At 68.0% G+C, this 1,298-nt stretch carries 1 protein-coding gene; it reads right to left on the bottom strand.

The window, feature by feature from the left end:
* The coding region (locus tag AC1RCS_RS24895) for a putative bifunctional diguanylate cyclase/phosphodiesterase (protein ID WP_218341917.1) at nucleotides 1-1,298 on the bottom strand (1,298 nt) is incomplete at both ends.

The following is a 1,298-nucleotide window of genomic DNA, read 5'->3' on the forward strand; positions in this document are numbered from 1 at the left end:
GGCCGCCCGAAAAGAAACCCCTGGAACCCCTCGCAGCCATGCAGCCGCAGGAACGACAGCTGCCCCGTCGTCTCCACCCCCTCGGCCACCACCTGCAGGTCCAGGCTCTTGGCCAACGCCAGGATCGTGCGCACGATCGCCGCGTCGTTGGGGTCCGCCAGCACGTCCCGCACGAAGCTCTGGTCTATCTTCACCTGATCCAGCGGCAGTCTCTTGAGGTACGACAGGGACGAGTACCCTGTCCCGAAGTCGTCCAGCGCAAATCCCACCCCTTCGCTCTTGAGCTGCACCATCCGCGCGATGGTGTCCTCGATGTCTCCCAGCAGCAGGCTTTCTGTCAGCTCCAGCTTGAGCCTGCGCGGGTCCGCCTGGTGGCTGTGCAGGGTCTGCAAAACTTCGGCCACGAAGCCGGCCTGGCGAAACTGCCGCGCGCTCACGTTCACGGAGATGGACAGGTGCGCCGTGTCCGGGTGCTCTGCCCAGCGCTGCAGTTGCCGGCATGCGGTCTGCAGCACGTATTGCCCCAGCGGCAGGATCAGGCCTGTCTGCTCTGCCAGGGGGATGAAGTCGCCGGGGCTGATCATCCCGCGCTGGGGGTGGCGCCAGCGCACCAGGGCCTCGGCGCCCATGAGCTGGGACTGGTGGTCCACGACGGGCTGGTAGTGCACCAGCAGTTCTCCCCGCGCCAGCCCCTGGCGCAGGTCGGCCTCCAGGTTGGAGCGCGCGTTGACGGCCGCCTGCATGTCCGGGTCGAAGAAGCGCTGGGTGTTGCGCCCCGCCGCCTTGGCCTGGTACATGGCCAGGTCGGCGCGTTTGAGCAGTTCGTCCACGCTCAGGCGTTCGTCCCCAAAGAGGGTGATGCCGATGCTGGGGGTGCTGTAGTGCTGGGCGCCGTCCAGTTCGAAGGGCTGGTTCAGGCTGGCCAGGAGTTTCTCGGCCACGGTTTCCGCCTGCGCGGCCGCCTGCGGCAGCTGGGGCGCCAGGGCTTCGAGCATGACGACGAATTCGTCGCCGCCAAAGCGCGCGACGGTGTCGGCCTCGCGCACGCTGCCCACCAGGCGCGTGGCCACCTGCGCCAGGAGCTGGTCGCCCATGTCGTGGCCCAGGGTGTCGTTGAGGTCCTTGAAGTTGTCCAGGTCGATGAACAGCAGCGCGCCCAGGTTCCTGGTGCGCTGGCACGCGGCGATGGAGCGCTGCAGGCGATCGAGCAGCAGCCGCCGGTTGGGCAGGCCCGTCAGCGCGTCGAAGAACGCCAGGCGCTCGATCTCCTGCTCCGCTCGCTTGCGGTCCGTGATGTC

Source organism: Acidovorax sp. GW823-FHT01C06, from assembly GCF_058798375.1.